13 protein-coding genes are annotated in these 15,128 nt (G+C 68.0%); 6 read left to right on the top strand and 7 right to left on the bottom strand.

Annotated elements, in window-relative coordinates; translation table 11 throughout:
• Positions 1–10: 10 nt before the first annotated feature.
• A complete protein-coding gene (locus ACFQ9V_RS00590; protein ID WP_382457243.1) occupies positions 11–850 on the bottom strand; it encodes an exodeoxyribonuclease III in 840 nt (279 codons plus the stop codon).
• A 149-nt stretch (positions 851–999) separates the two neighbouring features.
• Between ACFQ9V_RS00590 and ACFQ9V_RS00585 the strand changes: the two genes are divergently transcribed.
• Entirely contained in the window at positions 1,000–2,607 is a 1,608-nt protein-coding gene (locus tag ACFQ9V_RS00585; RefSeq protein ID WP_382457242.1) for an RCC1 domain-containing protein, read from the top strand.
• 37 nt (positions 2,608–2,644) lie between these two features.
• On the opposite strand, the gene ACFQ9V_RS00580 is transcribed toward ACFQ9V_RS00585, so the two are convergent.
• Positions 2,645–3,889: a YihY/virulence factor BrkB family protein gene (locus tag ACFQ9V_RS00580; RefSeq protein ID WP_382457241.1), complete on the bottom strand. Its 1,245-nt coding sequence runs from the start codon at positions 3,887–3,889 to the stop codon at positions 2,645–2,647.
• Positions 3,890–4,041: 152 nt separating this feature from the next.
• Between ACFQ9V_RS00580 and ACFQ9V_RS00575 the strand changes: the two genes are divergently transcribed.
• Both ACFQ9V_RS00575 and ACFQ9V_RS00570 read left to right on the top strand, forming a co-directional pair.
• Entirely contained in the window at positions 4,042–5,373 is a 1,332-nt protein-coding gene (locus ACFQ9V_RS00575; RefSeq protein WP_382457240.1) for a hypothetical protein, read from the top strand.
• Between the two features lie 122 nt (positions 5,374–5,495).
• The gene (locus ACFQ9V_RS00570; RefSeq protein WP_382457239.1) at positions 5,496–6,530 is read left to right on the top strand and encodes a hypothetical protein; all 1,035 of its coding nucleotides are present in this window, start codon (positions 5,496–5,498) and stop codon (positions 6,528–6,530) included.
• A 75-nt stretch (positions 6,531–6,605) separates the two neighbouring features.
• Here the strand turns inward: ACFQ9V_RS00570 and ACFQ9V_RS00565 are convergent, their stop codons facing one another.
• The 5 genes from ACFQ9V_RS00565 to ACFQ9V_RS00545 form a co-directional block, all read right to left on the bottom strand.
• Entirely contained in the window at positions 6,606–7,367 is a 762-nt protein-coding gene (locus ACFQ9V_RS00565; RefSeq protein WP_345836804.1) for a succinate dehydrogenase iron-sulfur subunit, read from the bottom strand.
• The gene (gene sdhA / locus ACFQ9V_RS00560) at positions 7,367–9,187 is read right to left on the bottom strand and encodes a succinate dehydrogenase flavoprotein subunit (RefSeq protein ID WP_382457238.1); all 1,821 of its coding nucleotides are present in this window, start codon (positions 9,185–9,187) and stop codon (positions 7,367–7,369) included. Before sdhA ends, ACFQ9V_RS00565 begins: the two co-directional genes overlap by 1 nt.
• Positions 9,188–9,205: 18 nt before the next feature.
• Positions 9,206–9,649, bottom strand: a complete 444-nt coding sequence (locus ACFQ9V_RS00555) for a succinate dehydrogenase hydrophobic membrane anchor subunit (RefSeq protein ID WP_370056507.1) — start codon at positions 9,647–9,649, stop codon at positions 9,206–9,208.
• A gap of 1 nt (position 9,650) precedes the next feature.
• A complete protein-coding gene (gene sdhC, locus ACFQ9V_RS00550) occupies positions 9,651–10,067 on the bottom strand; it encodes a succinate dehydrogenase, cytochrome b556 subunit (RefSeq protein ID WP_179607700.1) in 417 nt (138 codons plus the stop codon).
• Positions 10,068–10,204: 137 nt separating this feature from the next.
• Positions 10,205–11,326, bottom strand: a complete 1,122-nt coding sequence (locus tag ACFQ9V_RS00545) for a mannose-1-phosphate guanylyltransferase (RefSeq protein ID WP_382457237.1) — start codon at positions 11,324–11,326, stop codon at positions 10,205–10,207.
• A gap of 74 nt (positions 11,327–11,400) precedes the next feature.
• Here ACFQ9V_RS00545 and ACFQ9V_RS00540 point away from each other — a divergent pair, with 74 nt between their 5' ends.
• The 3 genes from ACFQ9V_RS00540 (at position 11,401) to ACFQ9V_RS00530 (ending at position 15,066) form a co-directional block, all read left to right on the top strand.
• Positions 11,401–12,570, top strand: a complete 1,170-nt coding sequence (locus tag ACFQ9V_RS00540; protein ID WP_382457236.1) for a glycosyltransferase family 4 protein — start codon at positions 11,401–11,403, stop codon at positions 12,568–12,570.
• 72 nt (positions 12,571–12,642) lie between these two features.
• Positions 12,643–13,776: a magnesium and cobalt transport protein CorA gene (locus ACFQ9V_RS00535; protein WP_382457235.1), complete on the top strand. Its 1,134-nt coding sequence runs from the start codon at positions 12,643–12,645 to the stop codon at positions 13,774–13,776.
• A 207-nt stretch (positions 13,777–13,983) separates the two neighbouring features.
• Positions 13,984–15,066: a BMP family protein gene (locus tag ACFQ9V_RS00530; protein WP_382457234.1), complete on the top strand. Its 1,083-nt coding sequence runs from the start codon at positions 13,984–13,986 to the stop codon at positions 15,064–15,066.
• Positions 15,067–15,128: the final 62 nt, after the last annotated feature.

Here is a 15,128-nt window from a genome sequence, read left to right as displayed (position 1 = left end):
GGTGCGGATGCTAGACGCCGTAGTCGACGACCACGGGGGTGTGGTCCGACCATCGCTCGTCATAGGCGGCCGCACGGTCCACCGCGTAGTTCTTCACCGTCGCCGCCAGCGCGGGGGAGGCGAGCTGGTAGTCGATGCGCCAGCCGGTGTCGTTGTCGAAGGCCTGCCCGCGCCACGACCACCAGGTGTACGGGCCGTCGACCTCGCCCGCCGCCTTGCGGCCCACGTCGACCCAGCCGAGGCCGGCGCCGTCGTTGTAGCGCGCGTCGTCCTCCGCGCCCAGGATGCGGTCGAAGTATGCGCGCTCCTCGGGGAGGAAGCCCGCCTTCTTGACGTTGCCCTTCCAGTTGCGGATGTCGAGTTTCCGGTGGCCCACGTTGAGGTCGCCCATGACGACCGCGTGCTCGCTGTGCTTGACGAGCTTCGGGAGGCGGGCCTCCATCGCGTCGAGGAAGGCGTACTTGGCGTCCTGCTTCCCGGTGCCGGCCTCGCCGGAGTGCACGTAGGCGCTCACGACCGTGATGACCGTCGAGCCGACCTCGTAGTCGGCCTCCAGCCAACGTCCGGCGCTGTCGAAGTCGGGCGCGCCGAGCTCGACGCGGTGGATCTCCGCCCGCGGATGCCGGCTGGCGATCGCGACGCCCGCGCGCCCCTTGGCGGTGGCGGGGTCGTGCACGATGTCCCACTCGTCGCCGAGGAGCCCCTGGAGGTCTTCGGAGGAGGCGCGCACCTCCTGCAGAGCGAGGATGTCGACCTCCCGGCTGTCGAGCCAGGCGCCCATTCCCTTGCGGAAGGCGGCACGGATGCCGTTGACGTTCACCGTCGCGATGCGCAGGGGTTTCGAGGGCATGCCTCCAGCCTAGCGGCGCGCACCGACGGCCCCGCGATTCGAGGATCAGACTTCCGATGGATGCGTGTGATATCTCAGACGGATACATTAGCAGGACATTCCCGGGGCATCAGCAGCACGACAATTTCCGCAGAAAAAGGAGCGACCGAATGAACGAACCCCTGAATCCCCTGACCGCCCCGTCCCGTCGCACGATCGTCAAGGGCGCCGCGTGGGCGGCGCCCGCCATCGCGCTGACGGTCGCCTCTCCCGCCTTCGCCGTCTCCACCCCCGTGTCCGTTCTGACGGTCGAGTTCACCCAGCCGTTCTACACCACGACGCCAGGCGGCCAGTTCAGCTCCCCCGTCGTCGCGGCGAAGGTCTGGGACGCGAGCGGGCCCGTGGCGAACGCCGCCGTCACCTTCACGATCGCGTCGATCGAAGACACCGAGGAGCTGGAGACCGAGGGTGACGACGCTTTCGACGGCGTGGATGTCGTCGCCGCTTTCGGCCGTCTCGGCGGCCCGCCGGCGAACACCGTCATGTCGTCGGCCACGGGACGGGCCACTCCTGATGTCATCTACGCGGGTGAGGGCGTGGGTGTTCTTCGTGTCACGGCGACCGCCGTGGTCACGCGCGACGGCGCCGTCGAGACCGCGACGGCGGAGACCTACATCCGGATCTTCGCCTTCACGACCACGACGGTGCCCTTCTCCGCCGGTTACCGCGGTACGTCCGCGCTGGGCACGGGCAGCAAGACCAACAATCCGGTCCCGGCCGCTGTCGCGATGCCGTCGTCTGCGGCTGACATCACCCTGCTCGGCGCCGGACTGTACCGTGCGGGATTCGCTCTCGACGCGTCGGGGACCGTGTGGAGCTGGGGCTCCGACTACTACCGCACCCAGGCGGTGCGCAAGACCCAGCCGATCCCGGTGCCGTTCACGAAGATGCCGAACGACATCGTGCAACTCGAAGGCACGTACTACGCGATGTTCGCGCTGACCAGGAGCGGAGAGGTCTGGGGCTGGGGCTACAACCTGGAGGGCCAGTTCGCCGATGGGTCGACCATCGGCACGTTCAAGGAGACTCCGTTCCGCATCCCCAATCTCGGTCCGGTGAAGAAGCTGGCAGGCGGCCATTACAACATGCACGCCCTCCTCGAAGACGGGACGCTCTGGAACTGGGGGTACGGCCGGTACGGCAGCCTCGCGGACGGCATCACCACCGTCCACCGCGCCACCACCCCGACGCGGGTGACGGGATTCCCGGCCGATCGCCTCGTGGTCGACGTCGCGGGCCGGAACGACGGCGCCTCGGCCGTCCTCGACGACGGCTCCGTCTGGTCGTGGGGCCGCAACGGCGAAGGCCAGATCGGCGACGGAACGACCTCGCACCGCTACGTCCCGACCCGGATCACCTCGCTCAGCGGCGCGACGGCGGTCTACTCCAATTACTGGAACGTCGGCGTCGTCCTCGCCGACGCCACCTGCCGGCTCTGGGGCTACGCGGCCTACTACAACCTGGGCAACGGGTCGACCACCAATCCCCGCGTCCCCGTCGATCCGGGCCTGGCGAACGTGGCCGAGCTCTCCTGGGGGCTCCAGACCGGCCACGCGCGCCTCACCGACGGAAGCGTGCACGGCTGGGGCTACAACGGGAACTACGAGACGGGAACCGGCGTGCGCGGGGCCATCAAGACACCGCTGCGCGTCCCGGGCATCGGTCCGGTGAAGCAGATCGCCCAGTCGCAGTACTCGACGTACTTCCTGCCGGCCTAGCGGGCGATGACACCTCCTCGACAGCGGCGTCGGCGCGCTATTGCCGCGCGCCGACGCTGCTGTCGTCGAGGAGGTCGTTGAGCCGGTGCTCGGCCCGTTCGACCCTGCGCTGGGCGCCGAGCCTGGCGAGGAACCGCGCGTGCGCCAGCTCGTCCCTCGCGGTCTCGAGCTCGGCCTTCGCGACCAGGACCCGCGCCTCGTACTCGGCGGCGGCGCGCTCGGCGGCGGCCTGCTCCGGCGAGATCATCCGCGGCGAGATGCCGCGGTCGAACATCCCGACCGCGATCCAGGAGGCGGAAAGCAGGATGACGCGCGAGACCAGGTTGAACCAGATCAGCAGACCGACGAACACCGCGAACGTGGCCAGGAGCGGGTTCTTCGAGGCGCCCGTCAACAGGAGGCCGCCGAGCGCGCTCAGCCCCGCGAGCACGCACGAGCCGAGCAGGACGCCGAAGAACAGGTTGCGCCACGGGATCGCGACCCGCGCCATCACGCGGAACATCGCGCCGAGCGTGAAGATGTTGAGGACCACCGAGATGAGCAGGCCGGAGAACCGGGTGAGCGCGTCCGTCCAGAACGTGTCGGCGCTGAGTCCGATGAGATGGAGGAAGAACGTCAGCGCCTGTGTGCTGATGATCGAGATCAGCGCCGAGAACACCAGCACCAGCCCGAACCCGAGCGCCAGGAACAGGTCGCGGATCTTCTGGAGCACGTAGTTGGTCGTGTCGCGGCTGAGCCCGAAGACGGCGCGCACCGCCTGGCGCGTGTAGTAGAGCCAGCCGATCGCCGTCCAGAGCAGGCTGATGGCTGCGACGATGCCCGACCAGCCGAATGACGTCGCCGACTCGAGCTGCTCGGAGTTGATGACTCCCGGCGTCGTGGCGGTCGAGATGAGCCCGGGGATCGCCCGGTTGATGATCTCGACCAGTGACTCGTAGATGTCGTTGTTGCCGCTGAGCCAGACGCCCGCCGCCGAGAAGCCGAGCCAGACCGCCGCGAACACGGCGAAGAGGGACTGGAAGCCCATCCCGGCGGCGCGGAGGTTGCCGTCGGAGTGCGAGAAGTTGATGTAGACGCGGTACGGGCGCAGGGCCTGGACCCACTTGGCCCAGCGGGAGACCCGGGCGACGGGCTTCTCGAGCCGCTCCTTCAGCGGTTCGGTCGCGTCGAGGATGCGCTCCTTCAGCGTCTCCTCCGGTTCGACGGTGCCCTCGGCGCGCTGGAGCGCCGGATCGGGCTGCGCCGTCACCGTGCCCTCCCCGCGTCGCGACTTCCTGGCCACGCGGCAAGGATATCGACTCCGCCCGCACCACCGGGACTCTCCATCCTGCGGGACCGGGCGCAGCGGGTTGGACGTAGGCAGGTCGATCAGCTAAGATTGGCGTGAAACATCTTACCTTGTTCCATGAAAAGGCCCCTTCTTCTATGAATGAAATGCTCGACTCCACACCGAACTCGAAGACCATCAGCCGACGGACGATCGCTAAGACCGCCGCCTGGGCTGCTCCCGCAATCGCGCTCTCGGCCGCCTCGCCGGCATTCGCGACGTCCACAGAGAACAAGGTCGCGATGATCCTGTTCGACGAGCCCACGTATGACGTTCCGGCCCCCGGCATCATCACGATCACCGGAACGCTGGTCCCCATCACGGGGCAGAAAGTTCCCGCCGATATCAAGTTCGACCGGACCTTCCCCGGGGCGACGGGCTGGTACGCCTCCCAGCCGGTTGTGTCGGGCAACACCTTCACGATGACGGTGCAGGCCTATGCGAACGCGACACCGGGCGCGACGTTGAGGATGTCATCCCCGAACTACTCGGCCTACACGCCGGGCACGACCACGGTGAATGCGATCGGCGCCCCCGTCCCCGTGGCGAGCGGCGAGATCAACTTCGACTACTCGCTCTACCTGCTGCCCCGTGGCGGCGAAGTCGAGCTCTCGGGAGTCCTCGTGCCCGCGGACGGAACGTCCGTCCCGGCCGACATCGCTCTCGTGGCCGACGTCGCCAGCGCCGACTACGTGGTGTCCGAGAAGCCGGTGGTGACCGGCGACACGTTCACGATGAAGGTCACCAACGCGTCGTCGACCACCATGCCCATCGCGGTCTCGGTCCAGAGCCCGAACTACCCGTCGTACACGGCCGCGACGACGCAGCTCTCGCTGAACGCGCCGGGCTTCATCGAGGCCGGATACGGGATGCTTCCGATCGCGAACACCTGGGTTGCGAGCACGTCGGCGGCGACCGCGGGACGGGACAAGGCGGTGCGCTGGTTTCGGCCGGCGGCGAGCACCCCGATCATCGTGACTTCGGGGATGCTCGGCAAAGCGTGGCTCGACCTGAGGGCCTCCCTGCAGAACCAGTCGGTCTTCACGGACAACTTCAAGACCGCGCCGTTCCAAGTGCCGGAATACTCGGGCGCCTTCCCCGACAACTTCCCGAATCTCGCCGTCCGCACGGAGGCCAATGTGGTCAGCCTGACCGTCAACGGCGTGGCACAACAGGTGGGTCACGGCATCGGTCTGCGGCTCGGTGGATCGACGGTCAGCGGTCCCGGGGCGGTCGGGGGGTCGGCCCGGCCCGCGGTCGCCTTCTGGCCGAGCCACGACTCGTCCGGCAACGCAACGACCAACGGCAACGTCTACGCCTTCTTGCCGGCCTCGCTCCCGAAGGGCTCCGTCGGCAGAGTCGAGATCGTGACCACGGTCGCCCGCCCGGACGGCGCTGCGACGAAGATCGGCTTCGTCGTCGACTACTACTACAAGTGATATTCAGCGTCCGAAGGCGCCCCGGATACCGGGGCGCCTTCGGCGCAGTAGTGATATGCGTGGGTTCACAGGTTACCTGCTAAGATCTGAGTGAAATACTTTGCTCTGATCGGAAGTGATCCATGAACGACTCGAACAACGAAAACCCTCGGCTCATCACGCGGCGCACTGTCGCCAAGACGGCCGCGTGGGCGGCCCCCGCCATCGCGCTCGCCGCGGCCTCCCCGGCGTACGCCGCATCGACGGGGGAGGCTGCGATGATCGTGTTCGACGCACCCTCCTACGAGGTGCCGGAGGGTGGCACGCTCACCATCACGGGAATGCTGATTCCTGCCACGGGCGGGACTGTGCCCGCGGGCATCAAGCTCGACGCGAGCATGTCCGGAGGGTCCGGCTTCAACGTGCTCTCGCCTCCGGTCGTGACGGGAAACACCTTCACCATGACCGTCAAGGCCGGCGCGGGAGCGTCCGCGACGACCCTGAAGGTCTCCAGCTGGAACTACGGGGTGTACACACCGGGTACGGCCGCGCTGACCGTCGGCGCGCCTGCCGGCGTGATCCTCGTCGGCCAGCCGTCCTACAACGTCCCGCAGGGCGGTGTCCTCTCCGTGAAGGGAACCCTGCAGGCCCCGCAGGGCGGAACGCTCCCGGCGGACATCCAACTGGTCGCCTCCAGCACCGACGGTTTCGACGTGCTGATCCAGCCCGTCGTGACGGGAAACACGTTCGAGCTGGTCGTCAGTGCGACCTCGGCGCCCGGCGCCACGGGAACCCTCACGGTCTCGAGCTCGAACTACCCTGCGTACACACCGGGTACGGCCGCACTGACGGCAGCGGCCGGCAACGTCTCCACCGGGGGGCCGGCAATCGAGTGGGATGAGCAGGTCTTCACTGCCCAAGCGGGCGCGTCGACCACGATCACTGGAAAGATCATCCTGCCGCCCGGGATGACGGAACTGCCGTCCGACTTCACGCTCGTCGCGCAGTCCGCGGTCAGCGGCTGGAAGGTCAGCGGGACCCCGGTGATGACCGGGCCCGACACCTTCGCGGTGACTCTTTCGGCGCCGGTCGAGCGAGGGATGACGCTGATGCTGGTCTTCAGCCCCACACACCCTGAGTTCGGTGCCGCGACGGCATACGTGAAGAACTTCGCCTAGACGTCGGCGAAGAGAACGACGAAGGCGCCCCCGGAGACCGGGGGCGCCTTCGTCGTTCGTGCAAGTGCGTTCCGCTCAGACCTTGCCGCGCATGATGGCCTGCTTGACCTCGGCGATGGCCTGGGTCACCTGGATGCCACGGGGGCAGGCGTCGGTGCAGTTGAAGGTCGTGCGGCAGCGCCAGACGCCCTCCTTGTCGTTGAGGATGTCGAGACGCACCTGCGAGTTGTCGTCGCGCGAGTCGAAGATGAAGCGGTGCGCGTTGACGATCGCCGCCGGGCCGAAGTACTGGCCGTCGGTCCAGAAGACCGGGCAGGACGACGTGCACGCGGCGCACAGGATGCACTTGGTGGTGTCGTCGAAGCGGGCGCGGTCGGCGACCGACTGGACGCGCTCCTTGCCCTTCTCCGGCTTAGAGTTGGCGACCAGGAACGGCTGCACCTCGCGGTAGCTCGCGAAGAACGGCTCCATGTCGACGATGAGGTCCTTCTCCAGCGGCAGGCCCTTGATCGCCTCGACGTAGATCGGCTTGGAGATGTCCAGGTCCTTGATCAGCGTCTTGCAGGCGAGCCGGTTGCGGCCGTTGATGCGCATCGCGTCCGATCCGCAGATGCCGTGGGCGCACGAGCGGCGGAACGTCAGCGAGCCGTCCTGCTCCCACTTGATCTTGTGGAGGGCGTCGAGGATGCGGTCGGTCGGGTAGAGCTCCACGTCGAAGTCCTGCCAGCGCGGCTCGGTGTCCACGTCCGGGTCGAACCGGCGGATGATGAGCGTCACGGTGAACGACTGGATCGGGGCCTCGGGGGCCGGGGGAGTCTCGAGCACGGCGCTGGACATCAGTACTTCCTCTCCATCGGCTGGTAGCGGGTCACGACGACCGGCTTCCAATCGAGCGTGATGTGGTCGGCCGCGTCGGCCGAGTGCGGGTCGCCGGTGAGGTAGGCCATCGTGTGCTGCATGTAGTTCTCGTCGTCGCGCTTCGGGAAGTCGTCGCGCATGTGACCGCCGCGCGACTCCTTGCGGTTGCGGGCGGAGAACACCACGACCTCGGCGAGGTCGAGCAGGAAGCCCAGCTCGACGGCCTCCAGGAGGTCGGTGTTGAAGCGCTTGCCCTTGTCCTGCACCACGATGTTCTTGTAGCGCTCGCGCAGGCGGTGGATCGTTCCGGTGACCTGCTCGAGCGACTCGTCGGTGCGGAACACCTGAGCGTTCCGGTCCATCTCGTCCTGCAGTTCCTTGCGGATGGCGGCGATGCGCTCGGTGCCGGTGCCGTTGCGGAGCCCGGCGATCAGGTCGCGGACGGCCTTGGCCGGGTCCTCAGGCAGCGGGACGGCCGTCGCGGTCTTGACGTACTCGACCGCGTTGTTGCCTGCGCGCTTGCCGAACACGTTGATGTCGAGCAGCGAGTTGGTGCCGAGGCGGTTGGAGCCGTGCACCGACACGCACGCGCACTCGCCGGCGGCGTAGAGGCCGGGGACGACGGTGGTGTTGTCGCGCAGCACCTCGGCGTTGTTGTTGGTCGGGATGCCGCCCATCGCGTAGTGCGCCGTCGGCATGACCGGCACAGGCTCCACGACGGGGTCGACGCCGAGGTACGTGCGGGCGAACTCGGTGATGTCGGGGAGCTTGGTCTCCAGCACCTCCGCGCCCAGGTGGGTGCAGTCGAGGAGGACGTAGTCCTTGTGCGGGCCTGCGCCGCGGCCCTCCGCGACCTCCTGGACCATGCAGCGGGCGACGATGTCGCGCGGCGCGAGGTCCTTGATGGTCGGGGCGTAGCGCTCCATGAACCGCTCGCCCGACGCGTTGCGCAGGATCGCGCCCTCGCCGCGGGCGCCCTCGGTGAGGAGGATGCCGAGGCCGGCGAGGCCGGTCGGGTGGAACTGGAAGAACTCCATGTCCTCCAGCGGGAGCTTCTTGCGCCAGATGATGCCGACGCCGTCACCGGTGAGGGTGTGCGCGTTGGAGGTCGTCTTGTAGATCTTGCCGAAGCCGCCGGTCGCGAACACGATCGCCTTCGAGTGGAAGACGTGCAGCTCGCCGGTCGCCAGCTCGTAGGCGACGACACCCGCGGGCTGGTCACTGGGCCCATTACCGTCGTTGGCGTCCACCTCGTTCATGATCACGTCGAGGACGTAGAACTCGTTGAAGAAGTTGATGCCGAGCCTGACGCAGTTCTGGAACAGCGTCTGCAGGATCATGTGGCCCGTGCGGTCGGCCGCGTAGCAGGCCCGGCGGACGGGCGCCTTGCCGTGGTCGCGGGTGTGGCCGCCGAAGCGCCGCTGGTCGATCTTGCCCTCGGGCGTGCGGTTGAACGGCAGGCCCATGTTCTCGAGGTCGATGACCGCGTCGATGGCCTCCTTGGCGAGGATCTCCGCAGCGTCCTGGTCGACGAGGTAGTCGCCGCCTTTGACCGTGTCGAAGGTGTGCCACTCCCAGCTGTCCTCCTCCACGTTGGCGAGCGCCGCGGCCATGCCCCCCTGCGCCGCGCCGGTGTGGGAGCGGGTGGGGTAGAGCTTCGAGATCACCGCGGTCTTCGCGTGCGGCCCGGCCTCGATCGCGGCACGCATCCCGGCGCCGCCTGCGCCGACGATGACGATGTCGAACTCGTGATAGTGGACGCCGTCGATGACGGTGGATTCAGTGGTTTCAGTTGTCACAGCTTTGGTTTCCGTCAATCACTTGGCCGGGCAGAACGAAGGCAGGTCGGCCGCGTGGGCTCCCGCCGGGCACGGGTCGAAGGTGAAGATCACGAGCGTGCCGAGCACGATGAGCACGACGACCGCCGCCAGGACCGCCCACTTGAGGATGCGGTTGACCATGACGTTGTGCGCGTAGTCGTTGATCAGCGTGCGCATGCCGTTGCCGCCGTGGATGAGCGCGAGCCAGAGCATGAGCAGGTCCCAGACCTGCCAGAACGGCGTGGCGTACTTGCCGGCGACGAAGGCGAAGTCGATCTGCTTGACGCCGGCGCCGAGGACGAGGTTGATCAGCAGGTGGCCGAAGATGAGGATCACCAGCACGAGGCCGGAGGCCCGCATGTAGATCCAGCCCCACTTCTCCCAGTTGACGCCCTTGCGGGCCGGACGGGCCGGCGAGCGCGGAGCCTCGATGGTCGTCACGTCAGTTCACCTCCGAGAAGATGTGGATGAGCTGCGTCGGGACGAAGCCGGCCATGAGGATCACCCAGAGTGCGATGACGATCCAGAACATGACCTTCTGGTACTTGACGCCCTTGCTCCAGAAGTCGATCAGGATGATCCGGATGCCGTTGAAGGCGTGGAAGATGATCGCCGCGACGAGCGCCATCTCCCCGAATCCCATGATCGGGTTCTTGTAGGTGCCGATCACCGCGTTGTACGCCTCGGGGCTTACCCGGACGAGCGAGGTGTCGAGGATGTGGACGAGAAGGAAGAAGAAGATGGCGACGCCGGTGATGCGGTGAAGCACCCACGACCACATGCCCTCACGGCCGCGGTACAGCGTGCCGCCCGGCCTCGACTTCGTCGGTTGCAGGGTCCCTGCCGCTTGCTCTGGCACGAACAACCCTCCCTGGTTGCGATCGCTGAAAGATGGCGCACGAAGTGCGTGGCAAGTCTATGCCGCAGGGCCGTTCCGCGCTGCTTAGGGTGACCTTGGTTATCTCGACGTCGAGATAAATCGGGATCACCCGCGCGTCAGAGCACGTCGGTCGAGCCCGTGACCTTGAGCGCGTCCACCACCGACTTCACCCGCTGGGCGTTGTCCGTCGTCGTGACCAGCAGTGCGTCGGGCGTGTCGACGATGACGATGTCCTTCACGCCGATCAGGCTGATGACGCGCTTGGTCTGGGTGACGACGATGCCGCTGGAGGCGTCGGCGAGCACGCGGGCGTTCTCGCCGAGGATGGCCAGGTCCGTGGTGCGGCCTCCGGAGTTCAGCTTGGAGAGCGAGGCGAAGTCGCCGATGTCGTCCCAGTCGAAGTAGCCGGGAATGACCGCGAGCCTGCCGGCGACCGCCGCGGGCTCGGCGACGGAGTAGTCGATCGCGATCTTCTCCAGGTTCGGCCAGATCCGGTCGACGGCGGGGCCGCGGGTGGCCGGGTCGTCCCAGGCCTCCGCGAGCTCGAGCAGCCCGGCGAGGAGTGCCGGCTTGCTGCGCCCGATCTCCTCCAGGAGCAGGTCGGCGCGCGAGATGAACATGCCGGCGTTCCAGAGGTACGAGCCGCTGTCGAGATAGCTCTCGGCGGTCGGCAGGTCGGGCTTCTCCACGAACGCCTTGACCTCGAGCGCGCTCGGGGCGCCCGTCACGGTCAGCTCGTCGCCGCAGCGGATGTAGCCGAACCCGACGGCGGGCTCGGTCGGCTTGATCCCGATCGTCGTGATGTAGCCGGCGTCGGCCGCGGCCACGGCCTCCTTCACGGTGGAGGCGAACAGCCGGTTGTTGCGGATGACGTGGTCGGCGGCGAACGACCCGATGATGACACCGGGCTCGCGGCGCTGCAGGATGGCCGCGGCCAGCCCGATGGCGGCAGTGGAGTCCCGCGGCTCGGACTCGAGGACCACGTTGGCGTCGGCCAGCGCCGGAAGCTGCGCCTCGACGGCGGCCCGGTGGGCTCTTCCGGTGACGACCATGATCCGCTGCTCGCCGGAGATGGGGGCGAGCCTGTCCCACGTGTTCCGCAGCAGCGTCTGCCCCGACCCGGTCAGGTCGTGCAGGAACTTGGGGGCGTCCGCCCGCGACAGCGGCCACAGCCGGGAGCCGATCCCGCCCGCCGGGATGATGCTGTAGAACCGGTCGAGCGCGCCACGTGAAGTCATGACGAAAGGATAGCGAGCGGTTCTGTCCACCTTCCGTTCACAGTCGGGACATTCCCCGACGGGACACTGTGGTCATGCGGGTCGCCGTCGTCAGCGAGAGCTTCCTCCCCACAGTGAACGGGGTGACCAACAGCGTCCTCCGGGTGCTCGATCATCTGGCCGCGGAGGGCCACGAAGCGATCGTGATCTGTCCGGAGGCCGGGGCTCCGGAGGAGTACGCGGGGTACCGCATCCACCAGGTGCCCTCCATCGCGTACCGGCAGTTCCCGGTCGGGCTGCCCAGCCCGCAGGTGCAGCGGATCCTCGCCAGGTTCGAGCCCGATGTGCTGCATGCGGCCTCTCCCTTCTTCCTGGGGGCGCAGGCCATCGCCGCCGCCAACCGGGTCGGCGTGCCGTCCGTCGCCGTCTACCAGACCGACGTCGCCGGGTTCGCCCGGCGCAACGGGCTCGGGATGACCGCCGCCATCGCCTGGAAGTACGTGCGATGGGTGCACGAGGGCGCCGATGTCACCCTCGTCCCCTCGTCGGCCAGCGAGTACGACCTCCGGGAGGCCGGGGTCCGCCGGCTGGCCCGCTGGGGACGCGGCGTCGACCTGGAGCGGTACCACCCGAACAACCGGCGCACGGCCGGGGCGGCCGCCCTGCGGGAGCGGCTCTCGCCCGACGGGGAGGTCGTCGTCGGCTACGTCGGCCGGATCGCGCCGGAGAAGCAGGTCGAGCGGCTGCGGGTGCTGCGCGGGGTGCCGGGGGTCTCGGTCGCGATCGTGGGGGACGGGCCGGCGCGGGAGGCCGTCGAGCGGCAGCTCCACGGCGTCCCGACCACCTGGCTCGGCCGGCTCGGGGGCGCCGACCTCGCCGCCGCCTACGCGGCCTTCGACGTGTTCGTCCACACCGGCTCGGAGGAGACGTTCGGGCAGACGGTGCAGGAGGCGCACGCCTCCGGCCTCCCGGTGGTCGCGCCGCGCGCCGGCGGCCCGATCGACCTCGTCGAGCACGGCGTCGACGGGCTCCTCTTCCCTCCGGCCGACGACCGCGGACTGCGCGCCGCCGTCTCCATGCTCGCCACCGACGCGCCGCTCCGCCTGCGGATGGGGGAGGCCGGCCGCCGTCGCGTGCTCGGCCGCGGCTGGGACGTGCTCTGCTCCGAGCTCGTCGGGCACTACGAGCAAGTGATCCTCGACGCCTGCACCGACGTCCGCCGCGGCGGCGCGGAGCGCGCCGACGGGCTGCGCGCGTACAGTTAGGTGGCGCTGCCGCCCGGTCGCCGGGCGTTGCACGGGCCACCTCACGTTTTTCCGCGCACCAGGAGGTGAACCTTGGCGAACCTGAACCGTCGCGGCATCCCGATGCCCTTCGTGTCCCGAGCCCGGCGGGTCGATCCTCCCAGTTCGCCTGCGCCCGTCCTGACCGAGCCGCAGCGTTCGGCCCGCTCCAGCATGGTGGACAGCGCGATCTACGCGGACGGCGTGCGGGTCGCCTCGCCGCGCACCCTGGCCGAGACCTACCGCGCGCTGGACGACACCCCCGGCGGCGTCGCCTGGATCGGGCTGTACCGGCCGACCGAGCAGGAGCTGATGTCGCTGGCGGAGGAGTTCAGCCTCCACCCGCTCGCGATCGAGGATGCGATCGTCGCCCACCAGCGGCCGAAGCTGGAGCGGTACGACTCCGTTCTGTTCGTCGTGCTGAAGGCGGCCAGCTACCTGGACGTGCCGGAGGAGGTCGACTTCGGCGAGCTGCACCTCTTCGTCGGGCCGAACTTCGTCATCACCGTGCGGCACAGCGAGTCGCCCGATCTGTCCACGGTGCGGCACCGGATGGAGCGGGAGCGCGACCTCCTCGCGCTCGGCCCGCAGGCCATCCTCTACGCGATCATCGACGCCGTCGTTGACGCGTACAGCCCGGTCGTCGCCGGGCTCGCCAACGACATCGACGAGATCGAGACGCAGGTCTTCGGCGGGGACGTGCTGGTCTCCCGGCGCATCTACGAGCTGTCGCGGGAGGTCATCGACTTCCAGCGGGCGACCCATCCGCTGTCGTCCGTGATGGTCGCCCTGGAGCGCGGCTCGGCGAAGTACGGCGTGACCGAGGAGCTGGAGCGGCGCCTGCGCGACGTGGCCGACCACCTCACACAGGTGAACGAGCGGGTCGACGGCTTCCGCTACCTGCTGCGCGACATCCTGACCGTGAACTCGACGCTGGTCTCCGAACGCCAGAACGAGGAGATGACGCGGCTGGCGCACTCCACGCACCGCCAGGGCGAGGAGGTCAAGAAGATCTCGTCGTGGGCGGCCATCCTCTTCGCGCCGACGCTGATCGCCGGCATCTACGGGATGAACTTCCACAACATGCCGGAGCTGGCATGGCCGCTCGGCTACCCGCTGGCGGTGCTCGCGATGGTGGGGTTGAGCACGCTGCTGTACGTGGTTTTCAAGAAGCGCGGGTGGATGTAGCCGGCGTCCACACCCGCACGAGGGGCAGGGTTCGGCGGGTCCGCCGATTTTGCTCAAATGCGCAGGTGCCAAACAGCCGCGCATTTGTAACGCTTGCATGAAGAAGCCGGATTCGACCACAGTGCGGTTCGTCATATTCGGTAACGTGCACTGCATATCCTTGCCCGTTTGCACCCGAGCGGGCACTGCATCTTGGAGGACAAAACCTTGACAATCACAGCCCGTAAGGCCGGCCTCACCGGCCTTGTCGCAGCCGGCGTCGTCGCGCTGCTCGCAGCCTGCGGTTCGGCGCCCACGTCGACCAGCACCGCCGCGAACTCGAAGTACCTGCCCTGCATCGTCTCCGACCAGGGCGGCTTCAACGACCGCTCGTTCAACCAGCTCGGTCTGGAGGGCGTCCAGGAGGCCGCTCAGAAGATCGGCAGCTCGTACAAGTCGGTCCAGTCGAAGAGCGCCAACGACTACCTTCCCAACATCAAGAGCCTGATCCAGCAGGGCTGCAACATCATCGTCGCCTCCGGCTTCAACCTCGTCGCGCCCGTCAAGCAGGCGTCCGCGGAGAACCCGAAGGTCAACTTCGTGATGGTCGATGACAACAGCATCAAGGCGGACAACGTGAAGCCCGTCGTCTTCAACACCGACGAGGCCGGCTTCCTGGCCGGCTACGCCTCGGCGAGCTTCTCGAAGACCGGCGTGATCGGCACCTACGGCGGCCAGAAGCTGCCGTCGGTCACCATCTTCATGGACGGCATCTCGGACGGCGTGAAGTACTACAACCAGCAGAAGGGCGCCACGAAGAAGGTCATCGGCTGGGACGTCGCGGCGCAGGACGGCCAGTTCGTCAACAGCTTCGTCGACCTGAACACGTCCAAGACGATCGCGCAGACGATGCTCGGCCAGAACGCCGACGTGCTCGCCCCGATCGGCGGCCCGATCTACCAGGGCGCCGCCTCGGCGATCAAGGACGGCGGCAAGAACGTCGCCCTGATCGGTAACGACGCCGACGTCTTCCTGACCGACCAGAACGGCTACAACAGCCTGTTCCTCACCTCGATCATGAAGAACATCAAGCCGACCGTCTCGACGATCGTGCAGCAGGCCGCCTCCGGCAGCAAGTTCGACAACTCGCAGTACGTCGGCACGCTGAAGAACAACGGCGTCGGCATCGCCCCGTTCCACGACTTCGCCTCGAAGGTCGACTCCGGCCTGCAGGGCGAGCTCGACAAGATCAAGGCCGGCATCATCGACGGTTCGATCAAGGTCGAGTCGCCGTCGGCGTTCTCGGAGTAATCCCAGCGACACCCCGGGAGGCCGGCCTCGTGCCGGCCTCCCGAGGGTCCGGACCCTCCACC

The organism is Leifsonia sp. NPDC056665 (genome assembly GCF_042791795.1).
In the GTDB taxonomy this organism is placed as follows: Bacteria; Actinomycetota; Actinomycetes; order Actinomycetales; family Microbacteriaceae; genus Leifsonia.
The sequence above is the reverse complement of the archived record's forward strand: the minus strand, read 5'-3'. Positions and strand labels throughout refer to the sequence as shown.

Coding starts and splice junctions, on each gene's coding strand:
- ACFQ9V_RS00565 (WP_345836804.1), bottom strand. CDS start 7,367: ATGTCCAGCGCCGTGCTCGAGACTCCCCCGGCCCCCGAGGCCCCGATC.
- ACFQ9V_RS00545 (WP_382457237.1), bottom strand. CDS start 11,326: ATGACTTCACGTGGCGCGCTCGACCGGTTCTACAGCATCATCCCGGCG.
- ACFQ9V_RS00570 (WP_382457239.1), top strand. CDS start 5,496: ATGAACGACTCGAACAACGAAAACCCTCGGCTCATCACGCGGCGCACT.
- ACFQ9V_RS00585 (WP_382457242.1), top strand. CDS start 1,000: ATGAACGAACCCCTGAATCCCCTGACCGCCCCGTCCCGTCGCACGATC.
- ACFQ9V_RS00575 (WP_382457240.1), top strand. CDS start 4,042: ATGCTCGACTCCACACCGAACTCGAAGACCATCAGCCGACGGACGATC.
- ACFQ9V_RS00540 (WP_382457236.1), top strand. CDS start 11,401: ATGCGGGTCGCCGTCGTCAGCGAGAGCTTCCTCCCCACAGTGAACGGG.
- ACFQ9V_RS00590 (WP_382457243.1), bottom strand. CDS start 850: ATGCCCTCGAAACCCCTGCGCATCGCGACGGTGAACGTCAACGGCATC.